Raw genomic sequence first — 22,431 nt, 5'->3', positions numbered from 1 at the left:
CAACATTGAATGAACCGTACCGGGTTTGTCGGAGACTTTTTATTTAAGTTAGGCCACCTGACCTAACGGATTAATTTTATCATAGTACATTGCTTCAAAATCAAAAGGTGACACATAACCTAGTGCACTATGTACACGCTCTTTATTGAACCAATCTACCCAGTTTAGTGTCGCAAGTTGTACATCCGCTAAACCTTGCCAATCTGCTTTTAAATATTTAATCACCTCTGTTTTGTATAAGCCATTCACTGTTTCAGCCAAAGCATTATCGTATGAATCACCAGTCGTACCGACTGATGCTCGTAAATTTGCTGCTTCTAAACGATTGGTATAGCGAATGGAAAGATACTGTACGCCTCTTGCGGAGCAGTGCTCCTCATATGGTGAATCACGTTCTTTGGCATGTCTCGAGCATGTAAAGCTTGCTCAAGTGCATCGAGTACCATATCTGTATTCATCCGTGTAGATACTTTCCATCCAACAATTGCTCGTGAGAACACATCAATAATAAAGGCGGTATATACCCAGCCTGAATTTGTTTGAATATACGTAAAGTCTGCGACCCATAGCTGGTCAGGCTGATCTGCACTAAAATCCCGTTTCACTAAATCATCTGCTCTTTTTTGATCATCTCGGCTACGGGTGGTTTGTTTATTCTTACCACGCCAAACACCTTGTATACCTAGCTTTTTCATCAATCGAGCAACTGTACAGCGCGCAATAATATAGCCTTCACGTTTCAACTTTTGCCAGACTTTACGTACACCATATCGACCTGAACTTTCTTTCCAAATTCGTTTGATTTGCTCAGCATGATGCACATCATGTAGATCTCGTTTCGCTCGATGTTCTGGATTTTCACAGAGATCTAAAGTCCGGTAATAGGTTGAAGGTGCGATAGGTAAAATTCTACAAATCGCCTCGACTCCGTACAGCTCTTTATTATGATGGATAAAATCCACCATTATTTGTGTGGGCGGTCGAGCTCCGCCTGGGCGAAAAAAGCAGCTGCTTTACGTAGAATTTCGTTAGCACGTTGCAGTTCTTTATTTTCACGTTCGAGTTGTTTAATCCGTTCTTGATCTGAAAGTTGCTGTACTTTAACTGGATTTTGTTGATCGAGATGTTTTAAATACCAAACACGTAGTGTTTCAGGAGTACAACCTATCTTGGGTGCAATTGCTGTGATTGCAGCCCAATTCGATGGATAATCTTTTTCGGATTCAATCACAAGTTGAACCGCTCTATCTCTGATTTCAGGGGTATATTTTACTTTTTTCATCGGGGCATTCTCTCAGGAAAGTTGGTCTCCGACAAACCCGGTACGGTTCAGAATGGCTATATCGAAATATATTTGCTTTCTTCCTTGTTTACCTTTAGGTTCGCATACCATTGAGTTTTAGAATCAAACCAAAGGCTGACTTTCCACGATTAATCAAAGCGCGATTGTAAGGTGGTCGATTAGTTGTGTGATAAATTTTAGGTGTAAGCTTATTCATCTTAGAATTATATTGCTGAATAAGCTTTGATTGATAGGTTTACGCAACAAAGCCATTTTTGCATAAGTACAGTATTTTAATCCGCGATCTAAAAAAATGTGACTCATTTGATGCCTTTGATAAGAATTCATTTTTTACCTTTTGTAGTCATATTATGTAAAAAGTTATTTTAAACAATAATTAAATTTTCACATGAAATTCTATATAGTATTCGTTTGTTGATCATATTTTTAATTAGCAACAATATTAAAGAGAAGCCTTATGTTTGTAGGAATAACACGTTTTAGTTTATTTACGCCAAGTTCAACAGGATGGCATTTATCAAAAAATGCAAAAGATCTTGAATCAATCCAAGAATATAGAAATAAATTATTTGACCCCATGCGTTTAGATGAGCGTATCGATATTTTTTTTAATATTTCTCTTCCTAGTTTAAAGGTGATGAAGAAAAATTATCAATATATCCATGTATTACAAATTTCAGATCAATTGCCAGCCATTTATAAAGAAAAAATTTATCATTTGTCACACGAATATGCTTTCTTAAAAATTCAGGAAATTGATGTCGAGGGAAATAGTAATATCTCTTTATTTAATCTCATCAAAAGTAATATCTCACTGAATGCTGTTAAAAAAATAATTGGCGTGTTTAATTTAGATGATGATGATTTACTTGCAGTCGATTTTTTTGATAAAAGCATTAAATATTTAAATAAAAAATTTCAAAATCATTATTTATCTTTTGGATATGGCATAACGGCTTTGATGCAAGGTAGCGATGTTATTGAATTTAGAGAGTCTTATAAACCTAAAATTAATATTGGCCTTATGAAAATAGGTGTCATTAACAATCGTGACCTATCTCTACCTGAGAGTGCTAACCATGCATTAGTTGATAAGTATTCACCCACCATTATTGATAGTAGAGAAGTGATGTATTTATGGGTAAGACACTTTAATCAAGATAGTAGTAATTCATTTAATAATCCAGATCGTCAATTGAGAATTATATTAAATAATTTTAATGATTTTAATAACATAGAGATAACTGAAGACATTGTTGCTAAATTTCCAATGATTAATTTTAGGCCTTTTAATAAATTAAAGGAGGAGATCATACTGAATAAAGTGTTATCAAGTCGAGAGCTCTATCCCATTCCATTAAAAGTCACTGGCTCATGGGTTTTTATACAGGTTGAATTTGAATTGAGGGATGTAGAACACATTATTGATCCACTCAAAGTTGCTCTCATTAGCTTTAAACTGAATAAAGATATAGAAAGCCTAAAAGGGTTGTCTAAATCATTAGATCCTGAAATTGGTTTTTTTAGATACGTAGGCGCTCAGGGTCTAAAAAATTCATTTACTATGAATTTAAATTTGCCTGAAGGAGTTAACATTGAATCCATTAGTATTACCAGATGGCGCTATAAATCTCACCTATTACTTAAAAAATTAGTAGCTTATAAATTTTGATCGCTCTAAGACGCTAACATTAGTGCATATTAAACACTTATCAAAATTTATCTAAATTGATGACCCTTCAATTCAGCCCAAAGTACAGCGTATTTGGGGCTGTTTTTCTGCACTGCTGGATAGTTGAAGAAAGTCTGCAATACATCTAATTTGTCTAATTTTTTATCATTCTCAATGCAAGAATGATATTTTTTCATGAAAATATCTTGGTTAATATGATGCTTTTGATAATAGTCTTCTGCTTGATCTTTGCTGTGAAACAGATGAAGAAAATAATGTGTACTCAACAATGTCTGTAGAAAAGGCTTTGCCAATAGGGCACGTAACCCTACACTCATGAGGGGTGCTAAATAAGGCTCATCCACTACAATATCTTGGCTGAACTCGATTAAATTTTTATATTTAAATAAGCGCAGCATAAAATCAAAATCTTCATAGCCATGACCCACATACGCCTCATCAAAACCGGCTATATATTTAACCGACTCTATATCCGTTAAAACAATAGATGAAGGAAAAGCCAAATGTTGAATCAGGTCACGACGGAAATCATAATAAGCATGAATAAAATCTGATGTTGACCATTTCCCAATTTTTTTACTGCCATTTTTACTTAAATATAAACAGGGAAACATGCCTAACTGACTGGGATGATTTATAACCTGCTGATAGGTTTTATGAATAATGTCTAGATCTGGCCAAATATCAATATCTAGAAATAAAACAAATTCTGTTTTTACTGCGTCTAAAGCAGTATTTCTAAGTTTAGCTAGAGAGCTTGCATCTGCATTAACAAGACACAATTCAAAATTAGTATGTGGTGCAATTAAATTCTTGACCTTATTGACCCAATAACGCGGCTCACTGTTACAACCGAAAATAATTTTTATTTTTGAACCAGAAAAGATACGAACATAATTTTTGATCCGATTATAAATATCTCTTGTTCTACGGTGCAAATCAATTGGAATCACAATAGATAAATCTAAATTTAACAAGCTTATTTCTCAGCTATAAAGATAAGGATGATCAATATTGCAGATTTTAAGAATCTGTTTTAACCACTGACGTGCAGTATAATTTTGATGTATATGGTCATGTGCATAATTCACCATGTCCTGCTGTTGAGCAGTATAGCCAGATTGCAATTGTTCGAATAGCACTTGTGCATGATCAGCTTGATCTAGTTCAATACACATGTCTTTAAAACGAGTTTCAATCGAGAGGCTCGGATTGCTAATGGCTAATTTACCACAAGCCATAATTTCAATTAAGCGGCGAGAAAACATGGTGGGAGAATTTGTAATTGTGTTTACGTTTAAAATTTGCTGATAGTTTCTATATATATCATTAACTTGGCTGTATTGAATAGGGAGAAAATATTTTACATCTCCATCGAATTTGGGAAATTTGTAATTATTTTCATTAGGGTGCCTGTTGTAAAGATCTAAACCGTAGGGTGCTGCAGCTGCAAAAATAAGATTTTGCCAAGCGGTACGTACCTCATGCATATTGTGTTGATACGTTCCCATAAAAAGAGAGCGTTTGAGGGGAGCATGGATTTTTCGATAATGAATCTGAGGCTGAATAAAAAATGTCATGCTATGACATTTTGCACTAGGTGCATCTTTTAAGTAGCGAGGAATACTTAACTCATCTGTGGTCAGAATAAAGTCAAATAGCTGAGCTGCATCTATAAACTGATCATAATGATATGGATCTTCTTTGTTCCAAAAAATAGTAGGAATATTTTTGTCTTTACACCAAGAAACTAGCTTATGTAAATCATTGATACTTCTTTTAGAATGTAGCGGATAATTTGCTACTTTGTGGCGCCATTGATCATGGTTAAGTTGACAAAAATAACTAAACATGCGAAAAGACATTTTTGGTTAAACGATGTTTGCACATGCCACGGATTGTTACCGTCCCACTCAGCTTAGAAGAGCGTGAACAACTGATTCTTCTGACCAAGCACGCAGCACATTGGCGTGAAAGACAACGTGCCCAAACCATTCTCTGGCTTTCCGAAGGTAAAACTGTTGCCGAAGTTGCTAGGTTACAAGAGCGTATCCCAGAAACCATAAGGCTACAACGCCGACATTGGGAGCTACATCGGTTTGAATCGATTCAAGAAGGCCGTCGCTCAGGCCGACCCAATACACTGACCGCAGACTATCAGGCTCAAATCTTAGAGTGGGTCAACACAAGCCCACTCAATGCAGAACAAATCCGAGTCAAACTGCATGAAAAATACGGTGTGTCCGTGTCTGTTGAAACTCTTCGCAAGTTTTTGCGAGATTCAGGCATGGTCTTCAAACGCACCCGTCACAGCTTGAAAAAAAAGAGACCCGATCGCATTTGGACAAGCGCAACAGCAGATTGAAGCATTACGTGAGCAAGCGGCACGAGGTGAAATTATATTGGGCTATGTCGACGAAACAGGGTTTTCGGCTACGCCTGACAACCGTTATGCATGGACAAAGATAGGCGATGTCCATGCGGTTGATGCTGTAAGACTAAAGCGAGTCAATGTGATGGGTTGTCTACTGTCAACGGGTCATCTGATCACCAGTTGCCTACAGGAATCCGTTAACAGTCGCTGGTTTTATGCCTATTTGATGGGTGTAGCAGCACAGGTGAAACGCAGCTATCAAGTTCCTTTGGTGTTGATTGTTGACAATGCCTCGATTCATCGCAGCAAACAGATGGTAGATTGGCGCAAGCTTCTTGTACAAGAGTATTCAACGACTTTGTATTTTCTACCTGCGTATAGTCCTGAGTTGAATAGAATTGAGATGGTTTGGAAGCAGATGAAGTATAACTGGCGGGATTTTAAGGTGATGAAGGCAGATCAAATAGAGCGTTGGGTTGGGCAGATTTCAAAGGGTTTTGGTAATGAATACATGTTTACTTTTTAGTTGATACTTACCGCGCCATGAAGATTCAACCAACAAAAAATCAATCTTATTACTTTTTCGATACCAAATGGGTTTATTCTGAATTAATTCAATATCTTTTTCAAATTTTAGATTAGTATGTGTGAACTCATCCAATATAGTTAATATACGTAATTTCTTCATAAATACTAATAGTCTACCAAAATATAAAAATGTATAACTTTATCTAATTGTGTATTCTACAGCTTGTTTCTAAATTTTTATGTTATAAATTATTGTATGAGATATTTCGGTTCTAAAAAATTAAAAAAACTATTCTATTCTTATTTACGTAACTTTGAATTAGAAGAGGGTGCAATGGGCTGGGGGAGAAAGCCTAGTTTTTTTAGAGCACAAAATATATCTAGCAAATTTGATATTCCACTTTATTGTTTAGAAGATGGCTTTATACGTTCTCTAGGCTTAGGAAAAGATGGTTTCTTACCTTTATCTTTAGTAGTTGATACTCACGGTATTTATTTCGATGCCTTCCAAACATCTGATTTAGAGCAATTGATTCAAGCTCAAGAATCTCTAGAGTTTAATGAACGTGCTCGAGTGAATATTAATAAAATTAAAGCATTTAGCATTACAAAATATAATCAAAAGATTCTTCAAATTGATGAGAACTTATTTCAATCCTGTAAAAATATTTTAGTAGTCGATCAAACCTTGGGTGATCAGTCCATTAAATACTCGGGTGCCTCTACTGAAAGTTTCAGAAATATGCTTCAGCAGGCAATAAAAGATCACCCATCTTCAACAATCTGGGTAAAGATTCATCCTGATGTTATTGCAGGGAAATCACAAGGGCACTTTTTATCAAGTGATTTAACTCATTCTAATGTCAAAGTGTTAAAAGAAAATTATCATCCTTTTGATATTATTAACTTAATGCAGGAAGTCTATGTGGTAAGTTCTCAATTGGGCTTTGAGGCATTGATATGTGGAAAAAAAGTACATTGTTTTGGGGTGCCTTGGTATGCAGGCTGGGGCTTAACAAATGATCATTATGCATCACTTGATATTTTAGACGGCCGTAGGGGTATTAACCGATCTTTAGAACATCTTTTTGTATGTGCTTATTTAAAATATTCGCGCTATGTTTCACCGGTAACTCAAAAGCGTTGTGAACTGGAGGATATTCTAGAAGTTTTAATTCCTAATGTAGAGCTTCAAAAAAAACTTTCTAATTCAATTATTGCCTATGGATTTAGTCCATGGAAAAAACACTTCATTCGAGATTTCTTAAATTTTCCTAAAATAGAATTAAAATTTAAAAAATTTTTTAAACCTCAAAAATCAGACCATATATTGGCATGGGGGAAAAAGGCAAAATTATTAAAAGACCAAGGCTATAAAAATGTGATTACAGTCGAAGATGGTTTTATTCGCTCCATTGGATTGGGCGCTTCTCTCATTCGGCCATGTTCACTCGTGTTCGATGAGATTGGTATTTATTATGATGCAACCAAGCCGTCAAAAATAGAAAATTTATTAAAGACGACAGAATTAACATCTTCACAGTATGTACGTGCTCAGAAACTACGTAATTCATTAGTTGAGCTTAATATATCAAAATACAATGTAGGTAAAGTTGATAAGTTGAGTCGACCCGAAACAGATAAAAAAGTTTTGCTGGTCATTGGTCAAGTTGAGGATGATATGTCGATTCAATTAGGTGGGGTAGGCATAAAAACCAATCTGGAGTTGATAAAAGAAGTTAGAGCAAATAACACGGATGCTTATATTATTTACAAACCACATCCTGATGTTTATGCAGGACTAAGAACAGGTAAAATTGAAGAGCAATTAGTTTTAAAATTTGCAAATCAAATTGAATTAGATTCCTCGATTTTAGAATGTTTTGAAATCTGTGATGAGGTTCATACTATTACTTCGTTAAGTGGGTTTGAAGCTTTATTAAGGGGGCTTAAAGTATATTGCTATGGTTTGCCTTTTTATGCGGGCTGGGGATTAACCAATGATAAACTCAACTGCTCTCGAAGAAATAAAAAAATAGATCTAGAAACTTTGATATATGTCACGTTGGTTGATTATGCTGTGTATAATCTGTCCTCTACCAAAAGCATGAATATTCCTTTGGTGGCGCCAGAACATGTGATTTCTTATATTCAGCAGCAAATAAATACTCCTGAGAAAAAATATTGGAAATCATGGAAAGATGTTCTTATTAAATTTAGAAATGTAAAAAATAGGTAAGATTCATTCGTGTCAAAACATGTCGATAAATTGTTATTATCTAATAAAGTTCTACTTTTACAGGGACCAATGGGGGATTTCTTTTATCGTTTGTCGAAATGGCTAAATAGTAAAAATATTGAATGTTATAAAATTAACTTTAATGGTGGTGATCGTTTTTTTTATAAATCTGAAACAAATGTTTATGATTATAAAGGACGTTTAGATGATTATTCAGTATGGATAGAGGCATTTTTGATAGAGCATGATATTGACTCTATCGTTTGTTTTGGTGATTGTAGAAAGTATCATAAGTTTGCAAAAATAATCGCAAAAAAAAATAATATTAATTTTTTCGTTTTTGAAGAGGGGTATATTCGTCCAAATTACATTACGTTTGAGCAAGATGGGGTTAATTTTTTTTCTAATTTTCTAAATTACTATAATAAAAGCGATATTTCAGAAAAAGGTAATGATTTAGTCACTGATATCAATGATGTAAAGAATAGTTATTTAAAAATGGTAAACAGTGCTATAACTTATTATATTTTCTGGGTTTTCTTTTCTTTTCAATATTCTGGCTATCAGCATCATCGTAATATTAGACCCATAAAAGAATTAGGGTATTGGATATTATCGGGTTTTAGGAGTATTCAGAATAAATTATTTGAAAAAAATAAATTTAATCGTTTCTTGCAGCAGTATTCTAAAAAATACTTTATTTTTGCATTACAAGTCCATAATGATTCTCAAATTACTATTCACAGTGATTTAAAAAGTGTAGAAAAATATATTGTATTAGTATTAGAGAGTTTTAGCTTTCATTCGGATCCTTCAATGCATCTAGTATTGAAACATCATCCGATGGATCGTGGTTATCGAAATTATAGTAAATTAATTAATAAATATGCTAAGCAATTCAAAATTGAAGGAAGAGTTCATTATTTTTGTGATGTTCATTTCCCTACCTTGCTCAAACACAGTTTAGGATTGGTAACAGTCAATAGTACAACAGGAATTCAAGCCCTCTATCATAATGTTCCTGTAAAAGTGCTTGGTCACGCTTTGTATAACCTGCCAAAGCTTACGAATCAATACGCTTTATCCGAGTTTTGGAAAAATCCAGATGAAGTTGATACTAATTATTTTTCTTATTTCCGAAAAGAGCTCATCTCATATTCTCAATTGAATGGATCATTTTATGGTATTTCTCCTTGGCAGGAGGTTTATATTAAAAAGAATCTGAAAGTGATCGAAAAAAGTTAAAAAAAAATACAATGACTTAAAAATCTGTATTTTTAATTTTTTTAAATTTAGTATTTTACTGGAAGGTATTACTGTATAAATCTCATAGTAATTAAGGTTTTGCATGTTTTTGGCATGAATAAACCTAAGCTCTACGGTACTTGATGGTTGAAGTATTATAACGTTTTCAGTAAGTCTAGAAATAATTTGGCAACTCATGTGTCTCAGCTGACTCTAAATAAAAAAGAGCCTCTTAATGAAGCTCTTGATGGTATTAAGAAAATCTTTGATCACTCCAGTAACACGGTACTACAATCAAATTGTTTTCATGTAACCGTGACCATAATCGAACCCCTAAATCCTGCTGCATGGTCTGCAGTGTAAAATTGGAAATAAGCAGCGTCGACTTCATATTGTCATAACGGCTATATAAAACCTTATGTACCATCTCTAGGCGTTTCTCATGCCGGTCATGCAGGCCATATTCATCAATCACCAATAAATCAAAACTGGAAAAATGGTCGATTAATTCTTTTTCAGAGCGTGAAGCATCTGACCAGGTGTCCATCATTTTTTGTGCAATTTCTGCACTGGTATAGTAGCGTGCAGTTTTTGTACTGTTATGCAGAATGTTGCGAATGATTGATGCACTCAGATGGGTCTTTCCTGTACCCGGTGTACCGATGAGCAGCAGGTTCGGATGAAGGTCGGAAATAATCTGTTGTGCAAAGGCCTGACATAGCTTGATTGCATTGTCTTGTGCAGGACATGCAATCACATAATTCTTGAAGCCACAGTCCAGGTAGCGTTTATTAAGTCCTGAATTTTTGATTTTCTGTTGTAGCAATCGCTGTTGCAGCTCATCAGCATAGGCTGCATGTGAGTGATGGACGGTTTCTTTCGCACACAATTTACAGAGCCTGTGACCGGCAATTTCCATTAGGGGTATATGATGGGTAGGGCAAAGTGTTTCCGTTGTTTCTGCGCGAAACTGGAGTGTTTTAAGCATAGTATTCATGATCATTTTCCTAAATCCATTTGGAATTTTCTAAAAAATCCTCATTTTTTTCTTCAAAATTTGAAGATGAAGATGAAGATGAAGATGAAGATGAAGATGAAGGGCATGGTTCAAGCATGACTTGAGTAATACTCGGGCTCTTCTCAAGAGCTGCTTGAGCATTTACTTTTCGTTGCTTGGTTGATGCTTGAGCATTACTTGCGGATTTCCCCCAACGTGCTTGAGCTGCATTTTTAGCTTTATCAGATTTCATCTGCTGGTTTTGTAATGCCTGGCTTTTTAAATTGGTTAAAAAAGTTGAATGAATCTGTTCAGATTCGACTTCAAATAATTCCAATGCCATCAGCGTATTCAACAAAGTTTTAGCCTTGCTCTGCTGCGGTAATTTCGTGATGCTGCAGACCGTTGCTAGATCATGAGGAATAGCCCCATTTTTCCAGAAATCCATCATTAACAGCAGTGCTGCACCGATTTGTTCTGCGGTCATTCTTGCGAATTTTGCCTGTAAGTCGCCAATATAGAGTGGCATCCAAATTGAAATATTTTTATGCATATTTTCACCTTTTTATAGGTATAGAAGGGCTAAGGTCATCAATTAGATGACCTTGTATATTTGTTTGATCAGGGAATTAGGCTCATTAACCGGAGGCGGGCCTGTCGGGCTAAATCATCGTAATGGGCTTGTCCATCATCCAGCAGTCGTTGTAGCCACAGTCTCAAAGCCTGGTGATCATCGAAGCATTTGTTGATCTCCAGCAAAAACGCCAGATTGTGCAGTTTGGGAATATGTAACTCATGAATTAATTCACGTGCGACCCTATCTGCTTCATGGCTGACTACCACACCTCCAAGGAAAGCTTTATTGTTCATGTGCAAGCTCCTCTGTATTTAGTCTCTCCAGCATGGCTTCAAAAGCACTGCCATCACGACGGGTAACATTTGGAATGTAGCGGCTATAGACACGGAATAGCATTTCAGTGGTGGAATGTCCCAGCTGGCGTGCGATCCATTCAGGATTTTCTCCTGCCGACAGCCAAAGCGTTGCTGCTGTATGACGTGTTTGATAAGCTCTTCTAGGCTTTAATCCTAATAACCGTAAGATCGGATGCCAGACACGTTTATTCACCAAACGGTAATCGAGAGGTCCACCGTCACGATTACAGAATACAAACTCTGATTTACCATTATTTAAGCTTTTCTGTTGCAGAAAGGCTTGATAAACCCGGTCACTCATCTGGATTGTGCGGTCAGAACCATAGGTTTTGGTTCCACCCAGCTCCCCATTCACCAAGGCTTCACGAATATGGATTTCCCGACGTTGCAAGTCCACATTTTTCCATTGCAATCCATCGATCTCACTGGTGCGCATACCCGTGAAAAATCGAACAGTGTAATAAGGTTTAAAATCATCACGAACTGTGGCCAAAATTGCATGTACTTCCTTTAATGAAAAAGGCGTGACTTCAATTTTTCCTTGCTTTAAGTTCTTGATATTCTTGTAAGGGCTGTCAAAATCATATCGTTCGGCAGCACTATCCAGTATCATACGAAGTGCTATCATAATCTGGTTGATTCTTGATGGTGAAAGGCATTCTTGGTTTTTCCCGTGAGTCACTTTGGCGAGGGATGAACGGAATCCAAGAATGTCTGACTTTTTGATAGTAATAACCGGAATTGTACCAAAAAAAGGGATTAAGTACTTTTTGATCACAATTTGAATTTTTTCCTTGTAGCTTGTACGCCACTCTATTTCTTTATCAGTGAACCAAATTTCACAGAACTTAGAAAATAGAGGTGTTTTTGAGCTGATTTCATTTACTCTGTTTTCTGCGTTTTTGATTTCTTTCAAACGAGAACTTTTTGGAAAGTATTTAGCATAGTCAAAAATACCCAATAAGATTTCTGCCTCCATTCGTTCAATCGCTTTTTCAAGCTTTTTGCGATTTTGAGCATTGTCTTCAAGAGCTGTTGTTTCACGGCAACGGATGTTTAAGTATCGAAAATCGACACATAATTTACCGTATCTAGTACGAATAGCAGCCATAATAATGTTCCCCTTACTGAAGTTGTAGGCTGTGTAGCGAGCCTAAAGTGGTTTTAGTCATATCTTCTTCAATGCGTTCCCATACATATAAAATTTTGCGACCACCAAAAGGGCGAATGTAATGAATACCTTCAATTAAAACGCTATCCTTTAACTGATTACGGATGGTACGTTCGTTATAATGGATTCGTTCAGCCAATTCTTTTGTAGTAATATAAGTAAGATTCATATTTGTATCCTTTTATGAAGTATCACAATGATGTTATTTAAGACCACAATGCGATAATAAATGCATTTAATACATCATGCAAGTACTTTATTACACAATGGTGGTAATTAATGATAGTTTGTAACTTGCCAGTTCTTTTGGCAGAACGAAGAATGAAAGTAGCAGATGTTGCTAGAGAGACAGGGATGAGTAAGACCACACTACATAAGTTATATAATGGTCAATCAACTCGAATAGATTTTGAAACCATAGAAAAGTTATGCGTATTACTGAATGTTGAAGTGGGGGATTTATTAAAAATTAAGCAAAATGATGAACAAGATTTTTAAGAAAAATGAAGTCTGAATTATAATTACATAGGTTAAATATTTGTTTTATTTAATATTTTTTGGTGACCAAATTTGGTCACCTTGGGAATAGATGAAGTTAAAAATACTAAAATAGAGAAAAAGAAAGGAATTCAGTTTTCTTGAAGTTTACTATCCTGATTATATTGATAATCAAACTAATAAAATAAAATCAAAATAATGAATCTATAGATCTGTATATGATGGGCTAGGGCACGTTTTGGTCACTTTTGGTCACGCAGTCAACTTATGAAAACATTTATCTAAAATATTGAGTACTTTTATAAAGCTAGAAATTTTAATTTTTATGAGAAAATAATCTTAAAAATCAACAAGAAAAAGCCCCCATCTTTCGATGAGGGCTTTTTTTGAATCTGGAGCGGGAAAGGAGACTCGAACTCCCGACCCCAACCTTGGCAAGGTTATGCTCTACCAACTGAGCTATTCCCGCTTATTGAGCAGTTTTTTCTAAAACTTACACTAAAAAATTTGGAGCGGGAAAAGAGACTCGAACTCTCGACCCCAACCTTGGCAAGGTTATGCTCTACCAACTGAGCTATTCCCGCATGCCGTGTATAATACATTATGTGAAAATGTGGTCAATCATTTTGTGAAAAAACTTGTATCAATTGCATAAAATAAAACCATTTTTCCTGCGTATTGTTTCTAAAATACTCAAATTTGACCAAGAGAAATGATTTATTGCGTCTCTACTCAACATTTTATAAGAACAGGCTATACTGCAAGCAAAGTGATTTTGGAGTACTGAGAATGCATTTAGAACAACAACTGATTCAACGATTAAACGATTTATCTCCGATACATTTAGAAGTGGTGAATGAATCTTCAGGTCATGGTGGATATTTTCCTGGAAAAGAATCCCATTTTAAAGTGATTGTGGTCAGTGACGCATTTGAAGGCTTGCGCTTAGTACAACGTCATCAAAAAATTTATGCAGCTGCTGGAGATTTGTTGAGTCCAAGTGCGATTCATGCTTTAGCGATTCATACTTTCCTTCCTTCAGAATGGACAGGACAAGCCACGACAAGTCCTGATTGTGCACATGCACCAAAATCCGACTAAGGACGCTTAATTTATGGATATGCAGCTAACGGTAAAAATAATTCACATGATCAGCATAACTTTGCTCATCGGAGTGATCATTGCACGCGCCTTTACTTTATTTATAGGTGTGCAAGGCAACCAGCCCAATCCTGTCGCACGTAAATTTTTTGTGGCACTACAACACTTGATGATGACCTGTATTGTACTGACAGGCGTTGTCTCTTTAGTCATTAAAAACTTCGAGGTACAATCTTGGTTCTATGCCAAAGTGGTTTTATTTTTGGTGTTATTTTCATCATTAATCAAAGCCTATAAAAAAGATGATCAAATTTTGTTAATTCAGCGTCGCGCAGGTTTAGCGATTGCTATTGTTGCCTTAATTGCAATTTTAGCTTTGGTGATGATGAAACCAAATTTTGGTTAATTGTTGGACATAATTATTCTGAATAAAAAATCAGTAGGTTAAACTACTTCATGAATATATAAATACAAAATAATCGAGGACTGGAATGCGGACACGTGTGGTTTTTAATCAAAAGGGTGGCGTCGGTAAATCAAGTATTACCGTCAATTTAGCAGCAATCAGTGCTCATCAAGGTTTTAAAACCTTATTGATTGACCTCGATCCGCAAGCCAATTCCAGTCAATATTTGTTGGGGGATGATGCCACTTATTCTGCAGATAAACCCGCGCTTGAACCCAATATTGAAAATTATTTTGAAGAAGTATTGGGTAATCCGCAAAGCAAAGGACTTTTAAGCAATGCGATTGGCTCCATTTTAAAAAACCGTAGCAAAGGTTTAGAAAGCTATGTACATCAATCTCCCTTTAAAAATCTAGACGTGATTCCAGCCAGTCCCACATTGGGCAATTTGGCTCATGCTCTAGAATCGAAACACAAAATTTATAAATTGCGCGATGCCTTGCAACAACTGGCAGAACAATATGAACGTGTTTATATTGATACACCGCCTGCGTTTAATTTCTTTACTTTATCGGCTTTGATTGCCGCAGATCGAGTGCTCATTCCGTTTGACTGCGATGTATTTTCAAAACGAGCTTTAAACACGTTAATTGAAAATATCATTGAAACTCAGGATGACCATAATGATCGTTTAGAGATTGAAGGTATTGTGGTGAATCAGTTTCAAGCACAGGCAAAATTACCGCGTGAAGTGGTACAACAACTTAAAGCTGAAGGGATGCCAGTTTTAGACAATATGTTGCCACCTTCCATTTTGATGAAAGAATCGCATGTAAAAAATCAGCCTCTCATTCATTTGGCTGCTGAACATAAGTTGACGCAGGCCTATCAATTATTGTTCAATGAAATTGAGCAAAAATAAGATTTGAGATTAACTATGAAAACGCTTTATCTCGGTTTATTGATCAGCAGTACTTTTTTACTTGGTGCGTGTGCAACAACGGTGAAACCCAGCTACGTTTCACCAACGCAATATCAAGCCCTGAATTGTTCACAGTTACAAAGTGAATATAATCGTATTCAGCACTATGTTGACAATGGCGTGCAAGCGCCTAAGCGAACAGGTGTGGGCGTTGGTCTCGGTCTTGGCGGTGGTTGGGGAAGTCGTGGAGGTTGGGGAATAGGGCCGAGTGTTTCAGTCAATATGGGTCAATCCTCTAACACAAAAAATACCGAATTAGCACGGCTTTTAGGTGAGCAAGAAGCACTGGTTCAAGCAGCTCAATTTAAAAACTGCCCCATCATTCTTCGTAATAAAGCATGAATTTCACAAAAATAGCCATACAGTTGTTGAGTTAAAAAGTGGGCTATTTTGACAAAATGTTAGCAAAATGTTTCATAAAAAAATGAATTAAAATAATTGTTTATGGTTTTAAAGAGCTAAATTAAAACCATAGAGACTATATTTTCGCATTAAAAAATATGTCACTTTTTATGAGTTTCGTATAAGGTGTGTTCCTGTTTAATGGTGATGTAGGTCTTTATGATTGAAAGTTGGCTTTTTGTATTGGCAATGATTGCGGTACTGATGATTCCAGGCCCAACCAACGCATTACTTGCAAGTTCAGCACATCAACAAGGACTTAAAAAAACCAGTCTATTTATTCCCGCAGAATTATTTGGCTATTTCTATGCCATTAATTTATGGGCAATTTTTCTGCATTTATGTCATCCCATTTGGCCACATCTCACCCATATTTTACATCTTTTAAGTGCAGCTTATGTACTGTGGCTGGCGTTCCATTTATGGCGTTCAGCACATTTACAGCAGCATAATCAACGCTATGTTGCCATTACACCGCGTCAGCTATTTTTTTCCACATTAAAGAATCCGAAGGCACTCTTATTCGCAGCGGGCGTTTTTCCACCAGAAACATGGTCTAACCCGACCAATTTTATTGTGGTTTTTGCAATTTTTGGGTTGGTGTTATTGCCAAGTGTTCTGTTTTGGATGTCTTTCGGCCGTGCTATTTTGGCGGGTCAATTTAAGCAAATAAAAACCGATCTTTTATATAAAGGATCGGCCATGTTGCTGCTAATGTGTATGTTACCCGTGGTGATTCGGTTCTTTTAATTTTTATCTTTCAAGATCGTTTTTTATACAGAAAAATTAGTTGTTCTTTTTCATCTTCTGACGAATAAAACCAATAATGCCCGGAAGAACACTAATAATAATAATGCCAAAAATTAAATGGGTGAAATTATCTTTGACAATGGGCATATTTCCAAATAAATAACCCAAAGTAATAAAAGAGCTAATCCAGCAAAAAGCACCAATGACATTATAGGACAGAAAATATTTATAATTCATGCTGCCTGCCCCTGCAACAAAAGGTGCAAACGTACGGGCAAAAGGAACAAATCGAGCAAAAATAATGGTTTTGCCGCCATGCTTTTCAAAAAACTTTTGGGTATACGCCAAGTGTTGTTTGTTGATAAAACGGGATTCTATTTCAAATACACGTGGCCCAATAAATTTACCAATATGATAATTTAAAGTATCGCCTAACACGGCAGCAATAAAGAGTAGTCCCATGAGTACCCAAGGATCCATTGCTCCCGTGGATGCAGCCAATGCACCAGCTGCAAACAATAAACTATCGCCAGGGAGAAACGGCATGACCACCAAACCTGTCTCTACAAAAATAATGAGAAATAAAATGGCATAAATCCAGACACCATAATTGTTTATAAACTCAAGCAAGTGTTCATCGACATGTAATATAAAATCAAGCAGTTCCATGGGATCACAGGTAGGGAAAATGTGCTGAAATCCTAGCAGTCTAAGCCTTGAAAGTCAGTATAAATCAGGAAATAAATTCCAGTATAATCATTCTATTTTTGCAACGATGTATCTGCAAATAGATGCTTTATTATTCAATACAAACCGCCTAATATCGATTCATCCAAACAAAATATTCAGGTCATGGTCTTATGTTAAATCCTAATGTTGTGGTAAAAAATTTCGTTCAAAATACCCATGCCGATGCTTGGGTGAGTCTGATGCACGGATCCTGATGGCGTATATTTTTATTGTGGCAGGTTGGAGCAAAATAACTGCGTATAGTGCAACAGTGGGTTATATGGAAAATATGGGTGTGCCTGGTGCCATGCTGCCGTTAACGATTCTGATTGAGTTCGGTGGTGGTTTAGCCTTGTTATTTGGTTTTCAAGCGCGCTTTGCAGCATTTGGTTTAGCCATATTTAGTTTGATCACTGCATTTTTATTTCATGGTGGTGCAGAAGATAGCATTGATTTTATGAAAAACTTTGCAATGACAGGCGGTCTGTTGTTTTTGATGTTGCATGGTGCAGGTAAATTCAGTCTAGATAGTCAAATAGAAAAGCATTGAATTAAATCATAGTAGTTGGTTGAATTTTTCAGCCAATTTTGCATATTGTGATGCATTCGCTTGGTGACAAAAGATCAGCGTACAGCATGCCTATTTTTGTTTAAATTAAAAGCTTGATCCTGATAACAAGAGAAATAATTCATGAATAAAATGTGGATGACATTGTGTCTAACAGGTTCGCTTTTGGCTACAACAAGCGTTTGGGCAGGGAAAGATGATCACGTGATTTTAGCTGAGGCAGCACAAAAAGTTGTAACAGTGGCTGAGGCTAAAAAACTGCCAGATGCAACTGCGGTGACTTTGACAGGAACATTGTTGAAACATCTAAATCAGGAACATTATGAATTTAATGATGGTACAGGACTGATCTTACTTGAAATAGATGATGACCTCTGGAAAGCAGCAGGGTTAAAAGCAGGGGATAAAGTCACTGCAATAGGAGAAGTCGATACGCATCGTTATAAACCGACCGATATTGAAGTGGTTAAAATAGAGAAAGTCACTGAATAAAAAATGCACCTGTAAAGGTGCTTTTTTCTGTCCGAAATATTACATAATCAAAAGCATACAGCGCTTGAGCGAATAGTATGCGTATTGCTTGGAAAAATGTTAGAATATCGCGCTTATATTCGTTGCCTGCATAGTTGTTTGCCATGACTACCAATACCCAAATTACTGAAGATCGTATCCTAATTTTGGATTTCGGTTCTCAATATAGCCAGCTGATTGCACGTCGTGTACGTGAGGCTGGTGTTTATTCAGAAATGTACGCATTTGATATGTCTGAAGAAGACATTCGTGCATTTAACCCAAACGGGATTATCCTTTCAGGTGGTCCAGAAAGTGTTCATGAAGAAGGTAGTCCACGTGCACCAGAAGTTGTATTCAACTTAGGCGTACCTGTTCTAGGTATTTGCTATGGTTTACAAACCATGTCAGAACAACTTGGCGGTAAAGTAGAGCCAGGAACTGTACATGAGTTTGGCTATGCTGAAGTGAATATTCAGGTTCGTGACAAACTGATTGGTGATCTTGAAGATACCAAAGATCAACTTAAAGTTTGGATGAGCCATGGTGACAAAGTAACGCGTATTCCAACGGGTTTCCAAGTGACTGCCAGCACACCAAGTTGCCCATTTGCAATGGTTTCTGATGAAGAGCGTCGTTTCTACGGTATTCAATTCCATCCAGAAGTTACCCACACTACTCAAGGTGCGGAATTACTCTCTAACTTCGTTCACGGTATCTGTGGTTGCCGTAACCTATGGAATTCTGAAAACATCATTGACTTACGTGTTGAGCAATTACGTGCACAAATTGGTGATCAAAAAGTATTGTTAGGTCTTTCAGGTGGTGTCGATTCATCTGTGGTGGCTGCACTTTTACATCGTGCCATTGGCGACCAACTCACTTGTGTATTCGTAGATAACGGTTTACTTCGTTTAAACGAAGGCGAACAAGTGATGGATATGTTTGCGAAAAACATGGGTATCCGTGTGATTCGTGCTGATGCTGAAGAGCGTTTCTTAACTGCGCTGAAAGGTGAAGTGGATCCTGAGAAAAAACGTAAGATCATTGGTCGTGAGTTCATTGGTGTATTTGCAGAAGAAGCACGTAAACTTGATGGCGTAAACTTCCTTGCACAAGGCACCATTTATCCAGACGTAATCGAATCTGCGGCAACTAAAAATGGTAAAGCGCATGTGATTAAATCGCACCACAACGTGGGCGGTTTACCAGAAGATTTGGCCTTTGAATTGGTTGAGCCAATCCGTGATTTGTTTAAAGACGAAGTTCGCCGTTTAGGTACAACTTTAGGTCTTCCGTTCGAAATGCTTTACCGTCATCCATTCCCAGGTCCGGGTTTGGGCGTGCGTATTTTGGGTGAAGTGAAAAAAGAATATGCTGACATTTTACGTTTAGCAGATGACATTTTCATGCAAGAGCTTCGTGCTAGCGGCTGGTATGACAAAACTGCGCAAGCATTTGCTGTATTCCAACCAGTTAAATCTGTTGGTGTAGTGGGTGATGGTCGTCGTTATGCATGGGTGATTGCACTTCGTGCCGTTGAAACTGTTGACTTCATGACAGCACGTTTTGCGCATCTTCCATATGATTTAGTAGACAAGATCTCGACGCGTATTATGAATGAAATTGTTGACGTTTCTCGTGTGGTTTATGACGTGTCTTCTAAGCCACCTGCTACTATTGAATGGGAATAATTTTCTAACGAAAATTATCTTTAAAAAAAGAGCGCTTAGGCGCTCTTTTCTTTTTATACTGTTTGAAAACTAGTATCTTAATTAGAGAATAAAATGTCTTTGCCAACTTACGATCAACTGATGCTTCCATTGCTGAAGTTACTTTCAGAGCAACAAGAGGCCATTAAATTTGGTGAAATGGCTAGGCTTTTGGCAGAGAGTTCAGGGCTTAGTCAAGAAGAACTGAGTTTAAGATTATCAAGTGGTACAAAAACAGTTTTTTATGATCGTACTGGTTGGGCTAAAACTTATTTAGCTAAGGCAGGTTTGATAAATCAGCCAAAGCGTGGATTTTGTGAATTAAGCCCAATAGGACGTCAATTAGATTTAGTAAAGTTGACAAGTATTACGAATGAGTTTTTGATGCAGTTCGAAAGTTTCTCAAATTATAAATTAGGAATCTAAAGAAAAACAGGAAATTCAGCAAGAAAAAAATATTGATAGGACACTATTAAAGAAGTCAGATGATCAAAGAACGCCTGATGAAATAATCATAGAGACAACTGAATTATTAAAAGAATCACTAAAGAGTGATTTACTGAAATTGGTTAAAGAAAATAACCCTACATTTTTCGAAAGATTAGTCGTCGATTTACTGGTTGCTATGGGGTATGGCGGTTCACATCAAGATGCTGCCCAAGCGATAGGCAAGACAAGTGATGGTGGGATTGATGGTATTATTAGCGAAGATCGTTTAGGTTTAGATAAGATTTATATTCAAGCCAAACGTTGGGAAAATACGGTGGGCCGTCCTGATATTCAACAATTTAAAGGTGCATTGGCAGATCAAGTGGCTAAGAAGGGGGTATTTATTACTACCTCAACTTTTAGCAAAGAAGCTAAAGAGTCTGCGGGTAAATCTGGGATTGTTTTAATAGATGGGGATAAGCTTACTTCGTTAATGATTGAGTTCGGTTTAGGTGTACAAGTGGAAAGGAGCTTTCATATCTATAAAATAGACCAAGATCGCTTTGATGAAGAAAATTTTTAGCTATTCACAGGTATAAACAGCAACTTGATTACGTCCATTTTTCTTGGCTTGATAAAGTGCAATGTCGGCATTTTTAATCAGGACAGTTAAATCATTTTCTTGAGATTGTAGCTGAGAGACACCAATCGAGACGGTAAAATTAAAAAAGAATTTATTTTGAATATTGACTTGATGATCTTCTATTTTTTTACATAAACGATTTGCAATAATAACCGCATCATCTAAAGTGGTGTTTGGCAATAAGGCAATAAATTCTTCCCCACCAAAACGCGCAAGCACATCAGTAAATCGCATTTCATTACGGGTAATTTCGGAGAGTATACGCAGAACTTCGTCACCCACATCATGCCCATATGTATCATTAATTTTTTTAAAAAAATCGATATCGAACATCAGTAAACAAGCTAAATTATATTTTGGCCATTTACGAATGGTTTGGTCTGCAACTTGCATAAACTGCCGACGGTTATTTAATTGGGTTAATTCATCGGTATGCGCCAGTTCAGTTAATGCATAATAATTCCAGTCATTTAAGAGAACACGTAAAAAATTTCTTTTTGAGTTTAAAGTGTTATTCCAACTAATATACATGCTCAGTAATAGGACAGGAATATAAGTTAATAAGAAGATAATCACATCTTGATAATCAAATATTCGATACACCCCCTGAAGAATCACGAGGCTAATTAGAAATGAAGTAAGGACGGAATATCGAAAACACACCTGTACACATAAATTTCCCAATAAAATGAAAATAACAGCTGCGTAGATATAGTTTGAAACAATAGGGCTATTCGATAGATATAACAGCTCAACCCATATAGCGGCAGCCAAAGTCACGTAAACTGGAAGCAGACTGTCTAAAATCTTGATATTTTTGCAATAACGGAAAATTAATGAATTGATTAAAAGTGTGCAAAGTACGAGGCTTAAACGCAAAATACCTGAAAGTGTCGCAATATCAGGTAAAAGGAACCAGTCGAAAAAGAAATAACTTAAAAAAGTCAGTTGGCCAATCAGATTGACACGCTCTAAAAAAAGGCGCTGATGCTTGTTTTGATAGTCAAAATAGTAGGGTTTTAATGATTCGGGAACACGTGTTTTCGTGTCAATGAGTGCCTGCTCTATCGCGTTGCGATTTTCAAGCGTACATAATTGTTCTGGCAAAATATATGCTGTTTCATGATTGGTGTGACTCCCTTCACTATAATAATTTTTTTTATTATTGTACTGAGAATTCCCTATCTTTCCTATCGACATAAAACTGCCCCTAATTGG

The 22,431-nt window shown here is 36.4% G+C and carries 22 protein-coding genes, 2 tRNA genes, 4 pseudogenes and 1 other annotated feature; of the genes and pseudogenes, 15 read left to right on the top strand and 13 right to left on the bottom strand.

Annotation, left to right across the window (positions count from 1 at the left end; translation table 11 throughout):
• Positions 1-48: 48 nt before the first annotated feature.
• Positions 49-1,282, bottom strand: a pseudogene (locus H0S58_RS12985) (IS3 family transposase).
• Positions 891-1,007, bottom strand: a sequence feature (AL1L pseudoknot). It overlaps the preceding pseudogene by 117 nt.
• 51 nt (positions 1,283-1,333) lie before the next feature.
• A pseudogene (locus H0S58_RS12980) lies at positions 1,334-1,499 on the bottom strand (IS5/IS1182 family transposase); the annotation flags it as partial.
• A gap of 261 nt (positions 1,500-1,760) precedes the next feature.
• Here H0S58_RS12980 and H0S58_RS12975 point away from each other — a divergent pair.
• Positions 1,761-2,975 (top strand): glycosyltransferase, encoded by a 1,215-nt coding sequence (locus H0S58_RS12975; RefSeq protein WP_195726712.1) that lies wholly within the window; start codon positions 1,761-1,763, stop codon positions 2,973-2,975.
• 47 nt (positions 2,976-3,022) lie between these two features.
• Here the strand turns inward: H0S58_RS12975 and H0S58_RS12970 are convergent, their stop codons facing one another.
• Positions 3,023-3,973 carry a hypothetical protein gene (locus H0S58_RS12970; RefSeq protein ID WP_195726711.1) on the bottom strand — a complete coding sequence of 317 codons (951 nt, stop codon included), beginning with the start codon at positions 3,971-3,973 and terminating at the stop codon, positions 3,023-3,025.
• 9 nt (positions 3,974-3,982) lie between these two features.
• On the bottom strand, positions 3,983-4,849 hold the full coding sequence (locus H0S58_RS12965) for a glycosyltransferase (RefSeq protein WP_195726710.1): 867 nt from the start codon (positions 4,847-4,849) through the stop codon (positions 3,983-3,985).
• Positions 4,850-4,884: 35 nt separating this feature from the next.
• Here H0S58_RS12965 and H0S58_RS12960 point away from each other — a divergent pair, with 35 nt between their 5' ends.
• The 4 genes from H0S58_RS12960 to H0S58_RS12945 all read left to right on the top strand — a co-directional run bounded on the left by H0S58_RS12960 (position 4,885) and on the right by H0S58_RS12945 (position 9,382).
• Positions 4,885-5,361, top strand: coding sequence for a helix-turn-helix domain-containing protein (locus H0S58_RS12960; RefSeq protein ID WP_195726571.1), 477 nt, complete (start codon positions 4,885-4,887; stop codon positions 5,359-5,361).
• Positions 5,330-5,896 carry an IS630 family transposase gene (locus H0S58_RS12955; RefSeq protein ID WP_178928740.1) on the top strand — a complete coding sequence of 189 codons (567 nt, stop codon included), beginning with the start codon at positions 5,330-5,332 and terminating at the stop codon, positions 5,894-5,896. Before H0S58_RS12960 ends, H0S58_RS12955 begins: the two co-directional genes overlap by 32 nt.
• A 258-nt stretch (positions 5,897-6,154) precedes the next feature.
• Positions 6,155-8,137, top strand: coding sequence for a capsular polysaccharide biosynthesis protein (locus H0S58_RS12950; RefSeq protein ID WP_195726709.1), 1,983 nt, complete (start codon positions 6,155-6,157; stop codon positions 8,135-8,137).
• Positions 8,138-8,146: 9 nt separating this feature from the next.
• Positions 8,147-9,382, top strand: coding sequence for a capsule biosynthesis protein (locus tag H0S58_RS12945; RefSeq protein ID WP_195726708.1), 1,236 nt, complete (start codon positions 8,147-8,149; stop codon positions 9,380-9,382).
• Between the two features lie 253 nt (positions 9,383-9,635).
• Here the strand turns inward: H0S58_RS12945 and H0S58_RS12940 are convergent, their stop codons facing one another.
• The 5 genes from H0S58_RS12940 to H0S58_RS12920 all read right to left on the bottom strand — a co-directional run bounded on the left by H0S58_RS12940 (position 9,636) and on the right by H0S58_RS12920 (position 12,652).
• Entirely contained in the window at positions 9,636-10,379 is a 744-nt protein-coding gene (locus H0S58_RS12940) for an ATP-binding protein (RefSeq protein ID WP_195726707.1), read from the bottom strand.
• Between the two features lie 10 nt (positions 10,380-10,389).
• Complete coding sequence (locus H0S58_RS12935) at positions 10,390-10,932, bottom strand: DUF1376 domain-containing protein (RefSeq protein WP_195726706.1); 543 nt, start codon at positions 10,930-10,932, stop codon at positions 10,390-10,392.
• Positions 10,933-11,000: 68 nt separating this feature from the next.
• Positions 11,001-11,249 (bottom strand): hypothetical protein, encoded by a 249-nt coding sequence (locus H0S58_RS12930; RefSeq protein ID WP_195726705.1) that lies wholly within the window; start codon positions 11,247-11,249, stop codon positions 11,001-11,003.
• Positions 11,239-12,423: a site-specific integrase gene (locus tag H0S58_RS12925; protein WP_195726704.1), complete on the bottom strand. Its 1,185-nt coding sequence runs from the start codon at positions 12,421-12,423 to the stop codon at positions 11,239-11,241. The genes H0S58_RS12930 and H0S58_RS12925 overlap by 11 nt, the downstream gene beginning before the upstream one ends.
• Before the next feature lie 13 nt (positions 12,424-12,436).
• Entirely contained in the window at positions 12,437-12,652 is a 216-nt protein-coding gene (locus H0S58_RS12920) for a hypothetical protein (protein WP_001054887.1), read from the bottom strand.
• A 110-nt stretch (positions 12,653-12,762) separates the two neighbouring features.
• Between H0S58_RS12920 and H0S58_RS12915 the strand changes: the two genes are divergently transcribed.
• Positions 12,763-12,981 (top strand): helix-turn-helix domain-containing protein, encoded by a 219-nt coding sequence (locus H0S58_RS12915; RefSeq protein ID WP_004668076.1) that lies wholly within the window; start codon positions 12,763-12,765, stop codon positions 12,979-12,981.
• A gap of 393 nt (positions 12,982-13,374) precedes the next feature.
• Here H0S58_RS12915 and H0S58_RS12910 read toward each other — a convergent pair.
• Together H0S58_RS12910 and H0S58_RS12905 are read right to left on the bottom strand one after the other, a co-directional pair.
• Positions 13,375-13,450 (bottom strand) — tRNA-Gly (locus tag H0S58_RS12910).
• Positions 13,451-13,489: 39 nt separating this feature from the next.
• A tRNA-Gly gene (locus H0S58_RS12905) sits at positions 13,490-13,565 on the bottom strand.
• 205 nt (positions 13,566-13,770) lie between these two features.
• Between H0S58_RS12905 and H0S58_RS12900 the strand changes: the two genes are divergently transcribed.
• The 5 genes from H0S58_RS12900 (at position 13,771) to H0S58_RS12880 (ending at position 16,622) form a co-directional block, all read left to right on the top strand.
• A complete protein-coding gene (locus H0S58_RS12900; protein ID WP_195726703.1) occupies positions 13,771-14,082 on the top strand; it encodes a BolA family protein in 312 nt (103 codons plus the stop codon).
• 13 nt (positions 14,083-14,095) lie between these two features.
• The gene (locus tag H0S58_RS12895; RefSeq protein ID WP_195726702.1) at positions 14,096-14,488 is read left to right on the top strand and encodes a SirB2 family protein; all 393 of its coding nucleotides are present in this window, start codon (positions 14,096-14,098) and stop codon (positions 14,486-14,488) included.
• Between the two features lie 85 nt (positions 14,489-14,573).
• Entirely contained in the window at positions 14,574-15,410 is an 837-nt protein-coding gene (locus H0S58_RS12890; RefSeq protein ID WP_195726701.1) for a ParA family protein, read from the top strand.
• Positions 15,411-15,425: 15 nt separating this feature from the next.
• Entirely contained in the window at positions 15,426-15,812 is a 387-nt protein-coding gene (locus H0S58_RS12885; protein WP_193893117.1) for a hypothetical protein, read from the top strand.
• A 219-nt stretch (positions 15,813-16,031) separates the two neighbouring features.
• Positions 16,032-16,622 carry a LysE family translocator gene (locus H0S58_RS12880; RefSeq protein WP_053579040.1) on the top strand — a complete coding sequence of 197 codons (591 nt, stop codon included), beginning with the start codon at positions 16,032-16,034 and terminating at the stop codon, positions 16,620-16,622.
• A gap of 36 nt (positions 16,623-16,658) precedes the next feature.
• Here the strand turns inward: H0S58_RS12880 and H0S58_RS12875 are convergent, their stop codons facing one another.
• The gene (locus H0S58_RS12875) at positions 16,659-17,291 is read right to left on the bottom strand and encodes a DedA family protein (protein WP_195726700.1); all 633 of its coding nucleotides are present in this window, start codon (positions 17,289-17,291) and stop codon (positions 16,659-16,661) included.
• A gap of 191 nt (positions 17,292-17,482) precedes the next feature.
• On the opposite strand from H0S58_RS12875, the pseudogene H0S58_RS12870 reads away from it, so the two are divergent.
• The 4 genes and pseudogenes from H0S58_RS12870 (at position 17,483) to H0S58_RS12855 (ending at position 21,153) form a co-directional block, all read left to right on the top strand.
• Positions 17,483-17,901, top strand: a pseudogene (locus tag H0S58_RS12870) (DoxX family protein).
• Positions 17,902-18,042: 141 nt separating this feature from the next.
• Positions 18,043-18,411 carry a NirD/YgiW/YdeI family stress tolerance protein gene (locus H0S58_RS12865; protein ID WP_053579038.1) on the top strand — a complete coding sequence of 123 codons (369 nt, stop codon included), beginning with the start codon at positions 18,043-18,045 and terminating at the stop codon, positions 18,409-18,411.
• Between the two features lie 143 nt (positions 18,412-18,554).
• On the top strand, positions 18,555-20,123 hold the full coding sequence (gene guaA, locus H0S58_RS12860; RefSeq protein ID WP_053579037.1) for a glutamine-hydrolyzing GMP synthase: 1,569 nt from the start codon (positions 18,555-18,557) through the stop codon (positions 20,121-20,123).
• 93 nt (positions 20,124-20,216) lie between these two features.
• Positions 20,217-21,153 (top strand): annotated as a pseudogene (locus tag H0S58_RS12855) (restriction endonuclease).
• Here H0S58_RS12855 and H0S58_RS12850 read toward each other — a convergent pair.
• Positions 21,154-22,413: a GGDEF domain-containing protein gene (locus H0S58_RS12850; protein WP_195726699.1), complete on the bottom strand. Its 1,260-nt coding sequence runs from the start codon at positions 22,411-22,413 to the stop codon at positions 21,154-21,156. It abuts the pseudogene before it with no gap.
• Between the last annotated feature and the right edge of the window lie 18 nt (positions 22,414-22,431).

This window comes from Acinetobacter sp. TTH0-4, assembly GCF_015602665.1.
In the GTDB taxonomy this organism is placed as follows: domain Bacteria; phylum Pseudomonadota; class Gammaproteobacteria; order Pseudomonadales; family Moraxellaceae; genus Acinetobacter; species Acinetobacter albensis.
Note: the sequence above shows the minus strand (reverse complement) of the source record. Positions and strands in the feature narration are given on the sequence as shown.